Annotated in this window: 16 protein-coding genes and 1 tRNA gene; 7 read left to right on the top strand and 10 right to left on the bottom strand. The window is 66.8% G+C overall.

Going from position 1 to position 18,056, the window contains the following annotated elements:
- Positions 1-63 precede the first annotated feature (63 nt).
- The 5 genes from CDN36_RS13545 to CDN36_RS13565 all read right to left on the bottom strand — a co-directional run bounded on the left by CDN36_RS13545 (position 64) and on the right by CDN36_RS13565 (position 4,466).
- Complete coding sequence (locus CDN36_RS13545) at positions 64-1,059, bottom strand: amidohydrolase family protein (protein WP_150555240.1); 996 nt, start codon at positions 1,057-1,059, stop codon at positions 64-66.
- Between the two features lie 58 nt (positions 1,060-1,117).
- Positions 1,118-1,666 carry a 3-hydroxyanthranilate 3,4-dioxygenase gene (locus tag CDN36_RS13550; protein WP_150555239.1) on the bottom strand — a complete coding sequence of 183 codons (549 nt, stop codon included), beginning with the start codon at positions 1,664-1,666 and terminating at the stop codon, positions 1,118-1,120.
- Between the two features lie 46 nt (positions 1,667-1,712).
- Positions 1,713-2,147 (bottom strand): RidA family protein, encoded by a 435-nt coding sequence (locus CDN36_RS13555; RefSeq protein WP_287496979.1) that lies wholly within the window; start codon positions 2,145-2,147, stop codon positions 1,713-1,715.
- An 84-nt stretch (positions 2,148-2,231) separates the two neighbouring features.
- Complete coding sequence (locus CDN36_RS13560) at positions 2,232-3,704, bottom strand: 2-hydroxymuconic semialdehyde dehydrogenase (RefSeq protein WP_287496980.1); 1,473 nt, start codon at positions 3,702-3,704, stop codon at positions 2,232-2,234.
- A gap of 195 nt (positions 3,705-3,899) precedes the next feature.
- Complete coding sequence (locus tag CDN36_RS13565; RefSeq protein ID WP_150555236.1) at positions 3,900-4,466, bottom strand: SRPBCC family protein; 567 nt, start codon at positions 4,464-4,466, stop codon at positions 3,900-3,902.
- Positions 4,467-4,834: 368 nt separating this feature from the next.
- Between CDN36_RS13565 and CDN36_RS13570 the strand changes: the two genes are divergently transcribed.
- The 6 genes from CDN36_RS13570 to CDN36_RS13595 all read left to right on the top strand — a co-directional run bounded on the left by CDN36_RS13570 (position 4,835) and on the right by CDN36_RS13595 (position 10,727).
- Complete coding sequence (locus tag CDN36_RS13570; RefSeq protein ID WP_150555235.1) at positions 4,835-5,914, top strand: LacI family DNA-binding transcriptional regulator; 1,080 nt, start codon at positions 4,835-4,837, stop codon at positions 5,912-5,914.
- Positions 5,915-6,114: 200 nt separating this feature from the next.
- Positions 6,115-7,128, top strand: coding sequence for an extracellular solute-binding protein (locus tag CDN36_RS13575; protein WP_150555234.1), 1,014 nt, complete (start codon positions 6,115-6,117; stop codon positions 7,126-7,128).
- A gap of 52 nt (positions 7,129-7,180) precedes the next feature.
- Entirely contained in the window at positions 7,181-8,005 is an 825-nt protein-coding gene (locus CDN36_RS13580; RefSeq protein ID WP_150555233.1) for an ABC transporter permease, read from the top strand.
- A 5-nt stretch (positions 8,006-8,010) separates the two neighbouring features.
- Complete coding sequence (locus CDN36_RS13585) at positions 8,011-8,814, top strand: ABC transporter permease (protein WP_150555232.1); 804 nt, start codon at positions 8,011-8,013, stop codon at positions 8,812-8,814.
- 35 nt (positions 8,815-8,849) lie between these two features.
- The gene (locus CDN36_RS13590) at positions 8,850-9,893 is read left to right on the top strand and encodes an ABC transporter ATP-binding protein (protein ID WP_150555231.1); all 1,044 of its coding nucleotides are present in this window, start codon (positions 8,850-8,852) and stop codon (positions 9,891-9,893) included.
- A gap of 6 nt (positions 9,894-9,899) precedes the next feature.
- A complete protein-coding gene (locus tag CDN36_RS13595) occupies positions 9,900-10,727 on the top strand; it encodes a phosphodiesterase (protein ID WP_287496981.1) in 828 nt (275 codons plus the stop codon).
- Positions 10,728-10,824: 97 nt separating this feature from the next.
- On the opposite strand, the gene CDN36_RS13600 is transcribed toward CDN36_RS13595, so the two are convergent.
- Together CDN36_RS13600 and CDN36_RS13605 are read right to left on the bottom strand one after the other, a co-directional pair.
- Positions 10,825-12,027: a globin domain-containing protein gene (locus CDN36_RS13600; protein WP_150555229.1), complete on the bottom strand. Its 1,203-nt coding sequence runs from the start codon at positions 12,025-12,027 to the stop codon at positions 10,825-10,827.
- Positions 12,028-12,236: 209 nt separating this feature from the next.
- Entirely contained in the window at positions 12,237-13,973 is a 1,737-nt protein-coding gene (locus CDN36_RS13605; protein ID WP_287496982.1) for an ankyrin repeat domain-containing protein, read from the bottom strand.
- Positions 13,974-14,523: 550 nt separating this feature from the next.
- Between CDN36_RS13605 and CDN36_RS13610 the strand changes: the two genes are divergently transcribed.
- A complete protein-coding gene (locus tag CDN36_RS13610; RefSeq protein ID WP_287497022.1) occupies positions 14,524-15,129 on the top strand; it encodes a DUF1415 domain-containing protein in 606 nt (201 codons plus the stop codon).
- 146 nt (positions 15,130-15,275) lie between these two features.
- Here the strand turns inward: CDN36_RS13610 and CDN36_RS13615 are convergent.
- From CDN36_RS13615 to CDN36_RS13625, 3 genes are all read right to left on the bottom strand, one after another.
- Positions 15,276-15,351 (bottom strand) — tRNA-Thr (locus CDN36_RS13615).
- A gap of 189 nt (positions 15,352-15,540) precedes the next feature.
- Entirely contained in the window at positions 15,541-16,554 is a 1,014-nt protein-coding gene (locus tag CDN36_RS13620) for a class 1 fructose-bisphosphatase (protein WP_150555223.1), read from the bottom strand.
- 172 nt (positions 16,555-16,726) lie between these two features.
- The gene (locus CDN36_RS13625) at positions 16,727-18,010 is read right to left on the bottom strand and encodes an aspartate carbamoyltransferase (RefSeq protein WP_150555222.1); all 1,284 of its coding nucleotides are present in this window, start codon (positions 18,008-18,010) and stop codon (positions 16,727-16,729) included.
- Positions 18,011-18,056 lie beyond the last annotated feature (46 nt).

The raw sequence follows: 18,056 nt of genomic DNA on the forward strand, positions 1-18,056 counted from the left end.
CCAGCCTAAACGACGCCTATTACGTAGGCAAGCAATTTCAAAAACACCTCGGGAAAGCACCAGTTACAGGGCGAAGAACTCCCGGGCGTTGTCGGCCAGAATGCGCTGCCGGTCGGCCGCGTCGAGCCCCGGCTGTTCGGCCACCAGACGGCCGATGTCCTGCTCGCCCAGCGGGAATGGGTAGTCGGAGCCGAGCATGATGCGCTGCACACCCATGGTGTCGACCAGCAGGCGCAGGGCGCGCGGGTCGAACACGGCGCTGTCCACGTAGAAGCGGTCGAGATAATGGGACGGCGGGTGGGGGCTGTCGGCGCGCACGATGTCGCGGCAATGCCACGCGTTCTCGGCCCGGCCGAGCAGATATGGGAAGGCGCCGCCGCCGTGGGCGAAGCAGAGCCTGAGCGAGCGCGGCAGACGTTCGAAGGCGCCCGACAGGATGAGCGAGAGGATCGAGAGCTGCGTCTCGGCGGGCATGGCCACGAGCCACGGCATCATCCACTTTTTCATGCGGCCGTCGGTCATCATGTCCCACGGATGGACGAGCACGGGAATGCGCTCGTTGCCGCAGTGCCGCAAAAAGCTCACGAGATGCTCGTCGTCCAGGTCCCGCGGGCCGAGATGGTTGCCGATCTGCACCCCGACATGGCCGCAGGCCTTGGCGCGCGAGGCCTCCGCGCAGGCCAGTTCGAGGTCCTGCAGCGGCACTTGCGCCATGGCCTTCAGGCGCGCGGGTGCGTAGGCGCAGTGCTCGAGCGCGAGGTCGTTCATGCGCTGCACCCAGTCCATGACGGTGCGGCCGTCGTAGCGGTAGCCGAACATGATGGGCGTGGCGCACACGATCTGCAGGTCGATGCCGTGACGGTCGAGCTCCTCGACGCGCAGCGCGGGATCCCACAGCGCGCGGTAGACCGGGCGAAAGGCGCGGCCGTCGAGCATGATGTTGCCGGTCTCGCCGCCCTCGTCGATGCGCAGCCAGGGCGCGGTGGCGGGGTCGAGCCGGGCCGCTTCCTCCCGCGAGATGCGCGGGAAGAAGTGGGCGTGCATGTCGATTTTCTTCATGACGTGACGTGTGTTGGACGGAAAGGGGCGTGACGGGCCGGCGGGCCCGCGCGGCGGCTTACGCCGAGGCGACCGCCTTCGGTTGCGCGGCGCGCCCCGGATGGATCTCGCCGCAGGCCGGGCAACGGCGCAGCGACTCGCTGCCATAGAACGCTTCGAAGAGCGGCGGCAGGTCGGTCACGATGCTCTTGAGCTGCACCTGCACGCGATGCACCTGCGTGCCGCAGTTCAGGCAGTACCATTCGAAACCGTCGACCAGGCCCGCCGGCCGCTGGCGCTCGATCACCAGACAGAGGCTGCCGGCTTCGGGCCGCTGCGGCGAATGGCGCACGTGCGGCGGCAGCAGGAAGATGTCGCCCTCCCTGAGATCGACGCGCTCGGCCTTGCCGTCGATCCACAGGTTGATCCAGGCGTTGCCCTTGAACTGATAAAAGAACTCTTCGAGGGGATCGTCGTGATAGTCGGTGCGATGGTTCGGGCCGCCCACGACCGTCACGATGAAGTCGCTGTCGTGCCAGACCTGCTGGTTGCCGACGGGCGGCTTGAGCAAATGCGCGTGATCGTCGATCCAGCGCTGGAAATTGAAAGGCTTGCCATACGTCAACATGCTGTCTCCCGTGTCATGCCGCGTCAGGTTGGGGGGGCGTTCGCGCTCAGCGGGCGCGCGGCGCATAGGCCACGCACTTGATCTCGATGAGCAGCAGCGGGTGCGGCAGTTGATGCACCGCCACGGTGGTGCGGGTAGGCCCGCTCTCGTCGAAGTACTCGCCGTACACCTCGTTGTAGCCGCCGAAGTCGTTCATGTTCACGAGAAAGGCGCCGACTTCGACCACGTCGGCGAGCGAGGCGCCTTCGCTCGCGAGTATGTCCCGGATGTTCTCGATGACGGCGCGCGTCTGCGCGCGGATGTCGAGCTTCGTCACGCCCAGCGCATCGACTTCGGCGCCCGCGAAAGTGTTGTCCGGGCGGCGCGAACTCGTGCCCGAGACGAACAGGAAGTCGCCGGCACGCTTGATGTGCGGGAACCTGCCGCGCGGCCTGGCCTTGCCGGCGATCACCCGGGCTTGCGTGTCTTGCGTTGCGCTCATGTTGCCTTGCCTCCGTTGTGCCTTGTCGTGGACGGCGCGCGGGTGCGGTGGCCCGACCCCCATCGGAACCCCCGCACCGTCGCCTCACAGTTTGATGCAGATGTTGGTGATTTCGGAATAGAAGTCGAGCGAGTGGCGTCCGCCTTCGCGGCCCAGACCCGAGAGCTTCACGCCGCCGAACGGCGTGCGCAGGTCGCGCAGGAACCAGGTGTTGACCCACACGAGCCCGGTCTGGAACTGGCGCGCCACGCGGTGCGCGCGCGACAGATCGGTCGTCCAGACGCAGCCCGCGAGGCCGTAGTCGCTGTCGTTGACGCGGCGGATCACTTCGTCCTCGCTGTCGAATGGCGCGACGTGGCACACCGGGCCGAAGATCTCCTCGCGCACGCAGCGGGCCGTGTCGGGCAGGCCGGTCCAGACCGTGGGCTGCACGAATGCGCCTTCATCGCGCCCGTCGCCGAAGACGGGTACGCCGCCGCCGGTCACCACCGTGGCGCCTTCCTCGACGGCCAGGCGATAGTACGAGAGCACCTTCTCGCGGTGCTTGCGCGAGACGAGCGGCCCCATCTGCACGCCGGGCGCCTCGGGCGCGTCGATGCGCAGCGCGGCGGCGCGCTCGGCCAGCGCGGCCACGAAGCGCTCGAAGATGGGGCGCTCGACGTAGACGCGCTCCGAGCACAGGCAGACCTGTCCGGCATTGGTGAACGAGGAGCGCACCACGCCGTCGACGGCCGCGTCGAAATCGGCGTCGGCGAACACCACGGCGGCGTTCTTGCCGCCGAGCTCGAACGAGATTTCCTTTACGCCGTCGGCCACGGCCTTCATGATGGCGCTGCCCGTGCGCGACTCGCCGGTAAAGGTAATGGCGGCCACGTCGGGGTGCTTCGTGAGGAATTCGCCGGCCGAGTCCGGCCCGAAGCCGTGCACGAGGTTGAAGACGCCGGGCGGTACGCCCGCTTCGTGCATGACTTCGGCGAGCAGCGTGGCCGAGGAGGGCGTTTCCTCCGACGGCTTGGCCACCACGCAGTTGCCCATGGCGAGCGCCGGCGCGACCTTCCACGTGAAGAGCAGCAGCGGCAGGTTCCACGGCGAGATGATGCCGATCACGCCGAGCGGCTTGCGCGCGACGTAATTCATCACGTCGGCGCCGTCGGCCGCGCGCATCTCGTAGACCTCGCTGCCGGCGGTCTTGACGAGGTCGGCGAACATGCGGAAGTTGGCGATGCCGCGGGCGACGTCGAGCGTGCGCGCCTGTTCGACCGGGCGGCCGGTGTCGGCGACTTCGGCAGCGACGAACTCGTCGAAGCGCGCCTGGATGCCGTCGGCAATGCGGTGCAGCACGGCGGCGCGTTCGGCCGGCGTGGTCCTGCCCCACGGGCCTTCGTGCAGCGCGCGGCGCGCCGCCGCGACCGCACGCCCGACGGTGGCCGCGTCCGCCTCGCATACCTTGGCGACGAGCCGGCCGTCGACCGGGCTCACGTTGTCGAACTGGCGATCGGTGGCGACGAACGCGCCATCCACGTAGTGCCGCAGCAGCGGCGGAGTCGCAAGGCTCACGAGGTCTCCTGGAGCTTGAGTGTCGTTGCAGGAAGGCGAGCGCTGTGCAGCGCGAATCGCCGGATGCCCCCAGTCTAGGCATCCGGGTCTATAAAAAATAATGAAATCTATCGGATCGTCTATTCCTTGATGGAATACCAGGGCGGCGACATGCCGCCGGACGCGATCCGCCCGGCCTGTCGCGTCGCCCGCGGCTCAGTGCCGCGACGTGTGGCTCATGCGAGCACGCGCCTGACGCAGGTCGCGCGGCGTGCGTTCTTCGCCGATCGTGGCGGGCGGCAATTCGGTGTCGAGGCACTCGACCAGATGCGCGTTGAGCACGGCGGCGAGGCCCTCGCCGCCGCGTCGCATCACGTAATTGTGGTTCCACCGAAAGAGCGGCTGCGCGAGCGGCGCGAGCTTGTCCATCCACACGCGCCGAGTGTGAGCGTCCCACACGTAGCGCACCACCGTGATCGCCCCTTCCTTCTCGAAGCGCCACACGCCTGCGCCTTCGACCTCGCCGCTGGCCTCGGTACGCACTTCGCGCATGGGCTCGACGTGGGTCACGCGGCTCAGGAACGTGAGCGAGTAGGGCAACGCGCCGTGCCAGGTGAGTTCGCGCACGGCGCCGACGCCGTCGGTGTCGCCCGCCTCGAGCGTGCGCACCTCGCGCACGCATGGCCACCAGCGGGCCCAGTGATCGATGTCGCGAATCGTGTCCCAGACTTCGTCGAGCGGCGCGGTGAGCCGCCACAGGGTGAGGAAGTGATAGTCGTTCATGGCCAGTCCCGGTCGTGGAGAGAAGGGTGCCGTCACGCCCTGTCGCGAGGGGGGAATTTCAGTATAGGCGGCGCATCGGTGTATCGGCGTATCGACGTTCGACGCTCGGCCCTCGACACTCGGCGCTCGGCGCTCGGCGCTCGTCGCTCGACCCTCGCCGAATCCCGTGGGACATCGGGGCGATGGCAGGCTCCTGCCGGGGGCGCGTGCAGCATGAGGGGCGGGACAGACGCGCGCTGTCATCAATTCATCACAATGTCTCCATAGAATCCCGGAGTGAAAACGTTTTCGTAAACGTTTACATTTGCGCAAAAGCCGCCAACTCCGAAATCCACGGCGTTCAGGCGGTATCTATCGAGGAGACGAGTGTGGCTGATATCCGGGACGTGGCACAGCGCGCGGGGTGTTCGATCGCGACGGTCTCGCGCGCACTCAATTCGCCGCAGCTCGTGCGTCCCGAGACGCTCGCCCGTGTGCAGGCGGCCGCAGCCGAGCTGAAATTCCGTCCCAACGCGTTGGGGCGCCAACTGCGCGGCGAGCGCACCGGACTCATCGGCGTGATGCTGCCCACGCTCGGCAACCCGGTCTTCGCGGACTGCCTCGAGGGCATCGAGGCTGCGATCGACGGCACCGGGCATCGCCTGCTGCTCGTCACCACCCAATACGACCCCGAACGTGAGCGAAACGCCATCGAGACCCTGCTGCAGCAGCGCGTCGACGGCCTGCTGCTCACGCTGGCGGATGCCGAGCACAGCGCGCTCGTCGACGATTTGAGCGCGGAAGGCGTGGCGTGCCAGCTCGTGTACAACGACGCGCCGCTGCGCCCGTGCGTGTCGGTCGACAACCGCGCCGCGGCGGCGCAGGGCGTGGCCATGCTGATCGAGGCGGGACACCGCGACATCGTCATGGTGACGGGCGCGTTACATGCGTCCGATCGCGCCAAGCGCCGCTATCTCGGCTACGGCGACGCCATGCGCGCCGCCGGCCTCACGCCGCTGCCGGCGTTCGAGATCGATTTCAACAGCGGCGCGCGCGGCGAGCGGGTGCGCGAATGGCTGGCGCAGCGAGAGCGCGACGGCGCGCGCCCCACGGCCCTGTTCTGCTCGAACGACCTGCTCGCGCTTGGCGTGATGCGCGCGTTGCGCGAAGCCGGCCTGCGCGTGCCCGACGACATCTCGGTGCTCGGCTTCGACGGACTCGCCGTGGGGGAGTTGCTCTCGCCCACGCTTGCCACCGTGGTGCAGCCGAGCGTGGACATTGGCCGGCACGCGGCGCAGCGGCTGCTCGCGCAGATCGACGGCCGCGCGGGCGCGGTGGGTGCGGTCGGTGCGGCAAGCGCGGCAGGCATGCGGGACGCGGCGCTCGGCCAGGCGCTGATCCTGCCGCATGAGATCCGCCGCGGCGGCACGGTGGCCGCGCCGCCGCGCCGTGCTGCGGTACGCGGCTAACGCATCGGGTAACAGACAGGCAGCAGGAAGTACCAGAAAGCAGCAAGGAAGCTGGCCCACGACTGGCTCCGTCAGAGAGTTCAGGGTCGGCCAAGGCAGTCAGGCATCCGGGCCCCGTGCCCGCATTTTTCAGATGAATGGCGGCATGGCAACACACGCATACACGCCGCTCACGCTCAGACACACAGGAGCCAACAGAAATGAAGCTTTGGATCACTCGCGCCGCCCGCACGCTGGCGCTCTTTTCGGTGCTCGGCGCCGGCGTCGCGCACGCCCAGCAGAGCGCCATCTGCTACAACTGTCCGCCGGAATGGGCCGACTGGGCCGGTCAGGTCAGGGCCATCGCGCAGGATACCGGCATTCGCGTGCCGCTCGACAACAAGAACTCGGGCCAGGCCGTCGCCCAGTTGATCGCCGAACAGAAGGCGCCGGTTGCCGACATCGTCTATCTGGGCATCACGTCGGCCATCGAAGCGGCGAAGAAGGGGCTGCTCGCGCCGTATAAGCCCGCGAACTGGGACCAGGTGCCGGCCAGCATGAAGGATCCGAACGGCATGTGGACGACGATTCACTCGGGCACGGTCGGTTTCTTCGTCAATCGCGACGCGCTCGAAGGCAAGCCGGTGCCGCGCTCGTGGGCCGATCTGCTCAAGCCGGAATATCGCGGCATGGTGGGCTATCTCGACCCGAGCAGCGCCTTCGCCGGCTATGCGGCCGCGATCGCCGCGAACCAGGCGCTCGGCGGCACGATGGACAACTTCGCGCCGGCGATCGGCTTCTTCCAGAAGCTCAAGGCCAACGCGCCGATCGTGCCGAAGCAGACCGCATACGCCCGTGTGCTCTCGGGCGAGATCCCCATCCTGATCGACTTCGATTTCAACGCCTATCGTGCCATCTACAAGGACCGCGCCAACGTGCAGTTCGTGATTCCGATGGAAGGTTCGGTGTCGCTGCCATACGTGATCGCGCTCGTGAAGAACGCGCCGCACGCCGAGAACGGCAAGAAAGTGATCGACTACACGCTCTCCGACAAGGGCCAGGCGCATTGGGCGCAGGCGTTCCTGCGTCCGGTGCGGGCGAGCACGATGCCGGCCGACGTGGCGGCGAAGTTCCTGCCGGCGACCGACTACGCGCGCGTGAAGCCCGTGGATTTGCAGAAGCTCGCGGCGCAGCAGGACGCGTTCGGCCAGCAGTATCTGAAGAACGTCCGCTAACGAGCGCGCGCTCACGGCGAAAGGCCAACGAGGAAGAGGAGCAAAGCAAGCGATGCGTGACCTGACTTTGCCGCGCGGCTGGCGCGTGGCACTTCTGCTACCCGCACTGGCGGTCTTTCTGGCGTTCTGGCTGTTGCCGATGGCCGCATTGGTGCAGGTCAGCGGCGACGGTCACGCGCTCGAGACCTACCGCGCGATCCTCACCAACGCGCGCTATCTCGACAGCCTGTGGCAGACCGTGGTGCTCTCCGCACTGGTCACGCTTGCCACCCTGGCGTTGTCGCTCGTGGCGGGCCTCTTCCTCACCCGCCATGACTTCCCCGGCAAATCGGCGCTCGTGTCGATGCTCACGCTGCCCCTGGCGTTTCCGGGCGTGGTGGTCGGCTTCATGGTCATCATGCTCGCGGGGCGCCAGGGTCTCATCGGCGATCTGACGGCAAGGCTGTTCGGCGAGAAGCTGGTGTTCGCGTATTCGCTCGCGGGCCTCTTTCTCGGTTACCTGTATTTCTCGATTCCGCGCGTGATCCTCGCCGTGATGGCCGCGGCGGAATCGCTCGACCATTCCCTCACGGAAGCGGCCGCGTCGCTCGGCGCGGGACCGTTCGCCATTGCGCGCGACGTCACGCTGCCGGCGCTCGCCCCGGCGCTGATCGCCTCGGGCGCGATGTGCTTCGCCACTTCGGTCGGCGCGTTCGGCACGGCCTTCACGCTGGCCACGGACATCGACGTGCTGCCCATGACGATCTACACCGAATTCACGCTCAACGCGAACGTCGCCACGGCGGCGGCGCTCTCGGTCATTCTGGGCATCGTCACGTGGGCGGTGCTCATGCTCGCCCGCAACTTCACCGGTCAGACGGTGGCGGCAGGAGGCTGATCGGCATGCTCAAGAAAACGCTCTTTGCGCTGCAGCTGCTGCTCACGCTGCTCATGTGCGCGTTCCTGCTCGTGCCCGTGGCCATGTCGATTCTCGCGGGCCTGTCGGTGAATTATTTCCGGGGCCCGTCCGCCGGACTTACGCTCAGGTGGGTGATCCAGGTCTGGCAGGACTATCACGAGGCCATTCTGAATTCGCTGTATGTCGGTGCGGCCACGCTCGTGCTCGTCACGCTGCTCGGCGTGCCGGCCGGTTATGTGCTGGCGCGCTGGCAAAGCCGTCTCGCGCGCTGGATCGAGGAATTGCTCACGCTGCCCATTGCGTTGCCCGGGCTCGCCAGCGCGCTTGCGTTGATCAGCGTGTATGGCGGCATGCGCGGGTTTCGCGAGAGCCTCGCTTTCATCATCGCGGGACACGTGATCTTCACGCTGCCGTTCATGGTGCGCGCCGTGGCCGCCGCCTGCGCCGACTCGCGCATCAAGCTGATGGAGGAGGGCGCGGCCAGCCTCGGCGCGAGCTTTCTGCGCCGCTTCACGACCGTGGTGCTGCCCAACATCCGCAGCGAGATCGTGGCGGCTGCGCTCATCGTGGTGACGCTCTCGCTCGGCGAGTTCAACCTCACGTGGATGCTGCACACGCCGGATACGAAAACGTTGCCGGTGGGACTGGCCGACGCCTACGCGTCGCTGCGCCTGGAGATCGGCAGCGCCTATACGGCGGTGTTCTTCGTGCTGATCGTGCCGCTGCTCATCGTCATGCAGATGACGGCCCGGCGCGCCAAGGTCCGCAACGCGCGCGGGCGCGCCTGAGCGGGCCCGCCCGCCACCGAATGCAAGGAGTGACGATGAAACTGACTTCCATCCCGATTCATCTCGAACGCTGTGCCAAGACGTTTCATGGCAACACCGTGCTGCAGCCGCTCGATCTGACGATCGGCGCGGGCGAGACGCTGGTGCTGCTCGGCCCGTCGGGGTGCGGCAAGACAACCACGCTGCGCATGATCGCCGGCCTGGAGCGGCCCGACGCCGGCGGGCGCGTGCGCTTCGGCGACGAGGACGTGACGCGGCTGCCCATCGAAAAACGCCGCGTGGGCATGGTGTTCCAGAACTACGCGCTGTTTCCCAACTTCACCGTGCGCGGCAATGTGGCGTATGGCCTGAAGCTGCGCGGACTGCCCTCCGCGCAGATCGGCAAGCGGGTCGACGAACTGCTCGACCTCGTGCATCTCACGCCCTACGCCGATCGCGCCATCGCGCAGCTCTCGGGCGGCCAGAAGCAGCGTGTGGCGCTCGCGCGTGCGCTGGCGCCCGAGCCGCGCGTGCTGCTGCTCGACGAGCCGCTCACCGCGCTCGACGCCAAGCTGCGCGAGACGGTGCGCGCCGACATGGACCGCCTGCTGCGCGGCCTTGGCGTGACCACGGTATACGTCACGCACGACCAGGACGAGGCGATGGCGCTGGGCGATCGCATCGTGGTGATGAGCGCCGGGCGCATCGAGCAGATCGGCGCGCCGCGCGACATCTATTACCAGCCGGCCACGCGCCACGTGGCGAACTTCGTCGGCACGCTCAATCGTCTGGCGGGCGTGTGGCGCGAGGGGCATTTTCATCTGGAGGGCGGACGGCTTTCCTGCCCCGACATGCGTCCCGGCGTGGAGGAGCTGTATTTCCGCCCCGAGGACGCCGTTGTCGTGTCCGCCGACGAGGCTTCGCTCTCGGGGCGCGTCGAGGCCGTGCAGTTCCTCGGCGAGCGCACGCGGCTCACGCTGAGCGGCGTGTCCGCGGCCGGCACGGTGCTCGTCGAGATTCCCAGCCGTCGCGAGTGCCGCGTCGGCGACCGGGTGGGCCTGTCGCTGCCCGCCGCTCACGTTTTTTCGCTTCACGGATAACCGCTCATGCTGTTCGCGCAAATCAGCGACCTTCACATCAAACGGCCCGGCAAGCTGGCCTATCGGCGCGTGGATACCGCCGCCTATCTCGAGCGCTGCGTGGCGCGCCTGAACACGCTCTTGCCGCGCCCCGACTTCGTGGTGCTCACCGGCGACCTCGTCGACTTCGGCGCGCGCGAGGAGTACGAGCATCTGCGTTGCCTGCTCGCCCCGCTGCAAATCCCGTACTACCTGGTCATCGGCAATCACGACGGGCGCGACGCGCTGCGCGAAGTGTTTCCCGAGCACACGTACCTCGGCCGGCCCGGCGAGTTCGTGCAGTACACGGCGATGTTCGGGCCGCTGCGGCTCGTGGCGCTCGATACGCAGGACCCGCCCAAGGGCGGCGGCAAGTTGTGCGACGAACGCCTGCAGTGGCTCGACGCAACGCTCGCGAGCGATACGGCAACGCCCACGGTGATCGCCATGCACCACCCGCCGTTCGCGTGCGGCATCGAACACATGGACGTTCAGGCGCTCGATGCGGGCGACGCCGCGAAGCTGGCCGCGCTCGTGCGCCGTTACGGCAACGTCGAGCGGCTGATTTGCGGCCACGTGCATCGGCCGATCCATACGCGTTTTGCCGGAACCATCGCGAGCGTATGTCCTTCGCCCGCGCACCAGGTGGCGCTCGATCTGCGCGAGGGCGGACCCTCGGCCTGGGTGCTCGATCCGCCCGCGTTCCAGTTGCATCGGTTCACGCCGCAGACGGGGTTGGTCTCGCATCTGGCGTTCGTCGACGATGCCGGCGGCGCGCATCCGTTCTACGACCCTTCGGGCGCCCTGATCGACTGACGCGCACCACCGGACCCGCGTCACGCAAGAACAAAGGCCCCGTTCTCATTTGGGGCCTTTGCCGTTGATGCGTCAGCGCGCTGGCGGTGAGCGTGCCTTACAGCAGGTGGTCGAGCGCGTCCGGGCCGAAGACTTCGCGATGCAGGCGCTCGGCGGGCACGCCGGCGTCGCGCAGCGCGCGCCATTGCGTCTGCATGAACGGCACGGGGCCGCACAGCAGGTAGTCGGCGTTGGCCGGCAGCGCGAGGCGCGAGATGTCCATCAGGCCGGCGAACGTGTAGTCGACGCCTTCGCGATCGGTCGGCAGCGGCGTCTCGAGGAAGGTCACCGTGCGCAGGTTCGGCAGCGCCTTCGCGGCGAACGCCAGATGGCGGCGCAATGCGAGGTGCGCCCCGTCGCGCGCGGCGTGGGCGAACACGATTTCACGGCGCGAGCCCTTGGCGGCCAGCGTGGCCACCATCGACATCATCGGCGTGACCCCCACGCCGGCGCTGAGCAGCACAAGCGGATGAGCAGCGTCGAGCGTCGTGGTGAATTCGCCGTAGGGCGGGCTCACCATAATGCGCTCGCCGGCCTTCAGATGGGCGTGCAGCCAGTTCGAGACCTGACCGGCGGGCTTGGTCTCGCCGGCGTCTTCACGCTTGACGGTGATGCGCCAGTGCGGGGCGCCCGGCGCGTCCGAAAGGCTGTACTGGCGGCGCTGCTGCAGGCCATCGGGCAGCGTGACCGAGACGCTCACGTATTGGCCCGGCGCGAAGTCGCCCGGCGAGCCGCCCTCGGGGGTGCGCAGGTAGTACGACACGATGTGATCGGTCTCGCGGTCGACGTCGGCCACGACCAGCTCGCGCAGCGTGCCCAGCGGCGCCCGGGTGCGCTCGGACAGACGCGCTTCGGCTGCGATCAGCTCGCCGGCGAGCCGCCAGTAGGCTTCGTCCCAGGCGGCGATGAGTTCCGGCGTGGCGGCCTCGCCCAACACGTCCTTGATGGCGCCGAGCAGGTGGCGGCCGACGATCGGATAGTGCGCGGGCGTGATGCCGACCGAGACGTGCTTGTGCACGATGCGCTCGAGCACCGGCCCGAGCGCGGCGGCGTTGTCGATGTTCGCGGCGTAGGCGAACACGGCCGACGCAAGCGATTGCTGCTGGGCGCCGTTGGCCTGATTGCCCATATTGAAAAGGTGACGCAACTCCGGCTGCGCCTCGAACATGCTCGCGTAGAAGTGACGCGTGATCGCGAGACCATGTTCGCGCAGCACGGGCACGCTCGCATCGATGTAGGGGCGGGAAGCGGCGGAAAGCATGGCAAGACTCCTGTGATATAAGATACAAATAAAATGCATCTTTTATGGCGCGATTGTGGGTGACTGCACACGCATCGCGGCCCGGTCTCCGTAACCCGGACGATCTGCGATGCGCTGAGCGTCTGCCGCCACCCTGGCGCTCACGATGGAATCATCACCCGGGGCGGCAGCGTCAGCGGTGTCATTATAAGATGCAAATAAAATGCATGTTATAAGTCTGCGGCGGAATGTCGCAACGAATCGGCATCGACGGGCGCGCCGGCGCAGGAGAGTTCGGACACGGTACGGGCGGCCTGCTGCGCCGCGCCCCGATAAAGGGCCAGGCCGGCGCGCAGAAAGCGCACCATGTCCGAGGGCAGGCCGGCGAGCGCGGAGAAGCCGGCGGCGTTGACCTGTGTCGGATTGCCGCCGTAGCGCAGCGCCGTGTGGAGCATGTAGTCGGCGGGCGCCGACGCCCTGCCGTGACGCGGTGCGGCCGCCAGCAGATGCAGCAGCGTGTTGCCGTTCTGAAACGGCGTGTTGCTGTTGCGCGTGAGCGCCAGCAGCACCTCGGCCGCACCGCAAAAGCCGTGGTGCGTGAGCCATAGCACGGGCGGCATGCCGTCCGGATGGCGCTGCGTGAGGTCCACGCCGTTCGCACGCAGCGAAATGGCCGCCGCGAAAAGCGAGGCGTGCGGCAGTAGCGGGTCCCATCCCAGCGAGTAGAGTCGCCGCGCTTCGTCGGCCATCGCGGCGGTGACGTGCGACACGTTCGTGTGGCGAACGTCTTGCTCGCGCGCGATCGTGAGCCGGGCGATTTCTCTCGCGTTGATCAGCAACTTTTGCACCGCGTCGGCATAGACGCGCAGGCTTTGCCGCAGCAGCGAGAACGCCGTGCGATCCTCAGCGTTCGGCAAATGCGGATTGCCGCCATAGCGAAGGGCCACCGTGAACATGACGAATGCGCAGTACGCGCGCCGCGAGGTGCGTGCCGTGGCGGCGAAGTAATGCATGAGCGTATTGCCGTTGCGGTCGGGCGCATTGCTGCTCACGCCGAGCGAGAGCAGCACTTCGGCCGCGCCGCACATGCCGTTGAGCGCAAGCAGCACGGCCGGCGGCGAGCCGCTGTTGCTGCGATGAGTGAGGCTCGCACCGTGGTTCCTGAGCGCGAGGGCGAGCGCGTAGAGGCTGTCGTGCGGCACGAGCAGATCGAGGTCGCGCCGTTTGATGCGCAGAGCCTGCGCCGCCAGGGCCGTCGTGAGCAGTGAGACACCATGGTGGCTCGTCTGGTTGACGTCGCTGCCAAACGCCAGCAGCTTCGGCAACCATTCAGGCGCCACCCGGCTGCACAGGTGCGATAGCGGGAGATGCGCGTCGCCTGGCTGGTCCGAGGCGGGTACGTCGTTCGTCGTGTCGCGGCCGCAGGCCACGAGTACGCGCAGCGCGGTCGCGAATCGCTCGCGGTTCGCGTCGAGACTCTCGGTGTCGTCGCCGGCGTGGTGAGCGTGGTGGACGCTGCAGGAACTGCCGCCGGGGCGCGTACCGTGGCGACTGTCGCGATGACTGCCGAGGCCGCCGGTGCCGGCCAATGCTCCGTCGGTCGCGAGAATCGGGTCGACGAACACGTCGCGATAGGCGCTCGGCGCCGCCGCGAAGCGCAGCCACAGCAGCAGCCCTTCGTCGCTGAGTAGCGCACGCGCGTTCTCGGGCGAGAGGCCGTACCGACGCGAGGGTGCGATGAAGATACCGGCGTCTGCCAGCTGATCGATGGTGCGGCGGGGCTCCGGCGTACACAGCAGCGCGGTGAAGTGGCGCAGCATCCTTTCCACGTCGCCGGTGTTCGCAACCCGGCACGCGTCGCGCAGCTCGCGTGCCGCAACCGTGTCCGTGTTCGCCAGCGTGCGCCGCAGCACATGCGACGAGAACAGGTTGGCGCGCCGGGCACGGAGCAGGTAGTCGAGGGACATTTCCGAAAGAATGTTCGACGGGTTCGGCGGGGCATCGGTTGGCGTGCGCGCGTCTTCGAGCGGGCGGGATGCTTCAGAGGAAATCGGGTGTGTGGAAGGCAGGGAGGCGGAGTAGGGCATTGGGCGATCCGTGAAGCGCAGAGCCGGCAGGTTTGTGAAGGCGCGGGGCAATGCGCGCAGAGGAGGGGCAGCGGACAATCAGGGCAATCGAGTGTCCTGGCTCTTGCGGGCCGCCCCGGCGGGCGGGTGCGGTCCACAAGCGCGCGAGCCAGGGCGTCCCCTTGGTCGGGCGCATACCGATCCGCTCGGCGGCGAGAATGGGATCCGAGGTGTATCGGGCATGGGCGTCGAGGTTCGCACAGGAGTCGAAAAGGGGCATGGTCGGGCAGCCGCCGCACTTCCGTTTTCGGATTCGCCCGGCCAGGTTCTCCGACGGGACATGTCGATGGCGTGCCTCACCGATTTACAATGCCGGATTGACGATTCATTCCGATGCTCACGCATGACGCACAAGACGCCTCCCGCCGCCGGGCTCGCCGCTATCCCCGCTATCCCCGCTATAGCGGATAACGATGCCGTGATCGCCGCGACTCGCCATTGGCTCACGCGCGCCGTGATCGGGCTCAATCTCTGCCCGTTCGCGAAGGCAGTGCACGTGAAGGATCAGATTCGCTACGTAGTGAGCGCGGCGACCGACATGGAAGGGGCGATGATGGATCTGGAGCGCGAGCTGCAGGCGCTCGTGGAGGCGGACCCGGAAGTCGTCGATACGACGCTCCTGATTCTCCCGTCGGCACTGCTCGACTTTCACGAATACAACGACGCGCTGTTCTTCGCGGATCGCCTGCTCAGACAAATGGGCCTTCAGGGCGTACTGCAGATCGCGAGCTTCCATCCGGACTATCAGTTCGAGGGCACGGCGCCAGAGGATGTGGAGAACTACACGAACCGTTCGCCGTACCCGATCTTGCACGTGCTGCGCGAGGCGAGCATCGACCGCGCCGTGGACGCCTTTCCCGAAGCCGAGACAATCTATGAGCGCAACGAGGCGCTCATGCGCAGGATGGGAGCTGCCGGCTATCACGACTGGATGGCGCAGCCGGCCGAAGACGAGGATGGGGCCAACGACAACGGCGTCCACGAGAAGGGACGCTAGCCGGGAGTTCCGTCTCCCGGTTGGGAGCCCGGGCACAACGTGCGATGGCCATGTAGCCAACAAAACCGCGTAGCCAACAAAAAACCCGCAAAGCGAGCGCTTATGCGGGTTTTCAGGACTTCGCGAGATCCAGCGAACCAAGTCGCTGGTGCCGGAGAGAGGAATCGAACCCCCGACCTTCTCATTACGAATGAGCTGCTCTACCGACTGAGCTACTCCGGCGCTGCGAAGAAGTGAGATAATAGCAGACTTTCTGGGTTTGTCACTACTTTTTTCAAAGATTTTTTGCTGTCTCTGCGTGAGTCACGCGTAAATCCTTGAAATTACGGAATTCCTGCGCTTCGTCGCCGCGAAGAAATTTGGCGTCGTAGGCCATTCTCGCGACGACGACGCATCGAGCATTGCGCCGAGTTACTTCGCGCCCGCTTCGTGGTGATAGCCGGTCACGCGCTCGACTTCGTTCTTCGAGCCCAGGAACACCGCGACGCGCTCGTGCAGCTTCTGCGGCTGGATCTCCAGGATGCGCTGCACGCCGTTGGTCGCCGCGCCACCCGCCTGCTCCACCAGGAAGCTCATCGGGTTCGCTTCATACATGATGCGCAGCTTGCCGGGCTTGTCCGGATCGCGCTTGTCGGCCGGGTACATGAACACACCGCCGCGCGTAAGAATGCGATGCACGTCGGCCACCATCGAGGCGATCCAGCGCATGTTGAAGTCCTTGCCGCGCACGCCTTCCTTGCCCTGCAGCAACTCCGAGATATAACGCTGCACCGGCGGATACCAATGGCGCTCGTTCGACATGTTGATGGCGAACTCCTTGGTGTCTTCCGGAATGCGCATGTTCTCCTGCGTGAGCACCCACGAACCCATCTCGCGATCGAGCGTGAAGCAGTTCACGCCGTGGCCGGTCGTGAGCACCAGCACCGTTTGCGGGCCGTACACGGCGTAGCCGGCGGCAACCTGTTGCGTGCCCGGCTGCAGGAAGTCCTGCTCGGTCGGATCGGTCACGCCGTCCGGGCAGCGCAGCACCGAGAAGATCGTGCCGATCGAGACGTTGACGTCGATGTTCGACGAGCCGTCGAGCGGGTCGAACATCAGGAGATATTCGCCCTGCGGATAGCGGTTGGGAATGTGGAAAACGCCTTCCATTTCCTCGGAGGCCATCGCCGCGAGGTGACCGCCCCATTCGTTCGCCTCGAGCATGATCTCGTTGGAGATCACGTCGAGCTTCTTCTGCACTTCACCCTGCACGTTCTCGCTGCCCGCGCTGCCCAGCACGCCCCCGAGCGCCCCCTTGGACACGGCGTGGCTGATCGACTTGCACGCGCGTGCGACAACTTCGATCAGCAGGCGCAGCTCGGCAGGAATGTTGTTGAACTCCCGCTGCTGTTCGATGAGATATTGGGTAAGAGTCTTGCGCCGCATAGGGGCCTCCGCAAAAAGCAAAAAAGCGTTCGTATTTCGATACGGACGCAATTTTACTCGCAAAGACGCGCCGGCCCCCGCGAAAAGTGCGGGGGGGCGCGCAGCATGAGACGGAATGAGCCGGAATGAGACGGAAGAGGCGCGCGTGGCTCGGACGCGCGCGAGCCGCCGATCAGTCGAGGCCGTCGAACAGGGCGTCGTCCGGGCCGATGTGTGACGGCGCACGCCATGCGGCGTCGCGCATGCTGTGCTGGACTTGCTTGTCCACGCCGAGCAGGATCGCGAAGATCGCCATGCGCACGGGAATCCCGTTGTCGGTCTGGCGGAAGATGGCCAGCCGCGGATCGTGATTGAGGTCGGTCGACAGATCATTTGCGCCCGGCCGGCTGTCGCGCGGCAGCGGGTGCATGATGATCGTGCGCGCATCGCAATACTGGTTGATCAGCGCTTCGTTAATCTGGAACTCCGGCGTATAGCCCTCGATGGCCTCGTCGGCGAAGCGCTCCTTCTGGATGCGCGTGGCGTAGACGACGTCCGCGCCGGTCAGATCGGCGAGCGAGTGGCTCTGCACGACCACGTGACCGTGCTGGGAGATCTGGTCGAGGATGTACGTCGGCATTTCCAGCGACGGCGGCGAGATCAGCGTGAACTTCAGGCCGCGATACAGCGCGAGCAGCTTGATGAGCGAGTGCACCGTGCGGCCGTAGCGCAGATCGCCCACCATCGCCACGTGCGCGCCGTCGACAAGCTTGCCCAGGCGCGAGAACTCGCGGCCGATGGTGTACAGATCGAGAATGGCCTGGCTCGGGTGCTCGCCCGGGCCGTCGCCGCCATTGATGACGGGGATGTTGGTCGCGCGCGCGAATTCGGCGACCGACCCCTTCTCGGGGTGGCGCACGACGAGCGCATCGACGTAGCCGCTCATCACGCGGCTCGTGTCATAGATGGATTCGCCCTTGGCCATGGACGAGAACGTGAAGCCGGTCGTGTCGCACACCGAGCCGCCGAGGCGGCAGAAGGCCGCGCCGAAGCTCACGCGGGTACGGGTGCTCGCTTCGAAGAACAGGTTGCCGAGCACCGCGCCTTCGAGCACGCGCGAGATCTTCTGGCGGCGTGCGATCGGCTGCATGATGTCGGCGACGTGGAACAGCTCCTCGAGCGAGTCGCGCGTGAACTGGTCCACGGAGATCAGATGCGGCTTGCCGTCGAGGCCGATGCGCTCACGCAGCGGTTTGTGTGCGCTTTGCGTAGATTCTGCGGACGGTGCCTCGCGGCCGAGAATTTCGCCGACGAATTTCTCCACGATGCTCGGCATCGTGCGATATTCGCTGGAGTCCTCGGGCAGCAGCCAGGTGTCGAGGGCGCGCCGGCGAACGCCGATGCGCTCGGCGAAGCTGTCGCGGGTCATGTTCAGGCGGCGCATCGCGTCGCGCAGGAAAGTCTGCTGTGCACTCATGGTCGGGTCGGCAGGGCTGTGTACGCGATGCGTATAATAGGCGTCG

This window comes from Pandoraea sp. CB10b_02 (assembly GCF_002216225.1).
Lineage (GTDB): Bacteria > Pseudomonadota > Gammaproteobacteria > Burkholderiales > Burkholderiaceae > Pandoraea > Pandoraea nosoerga.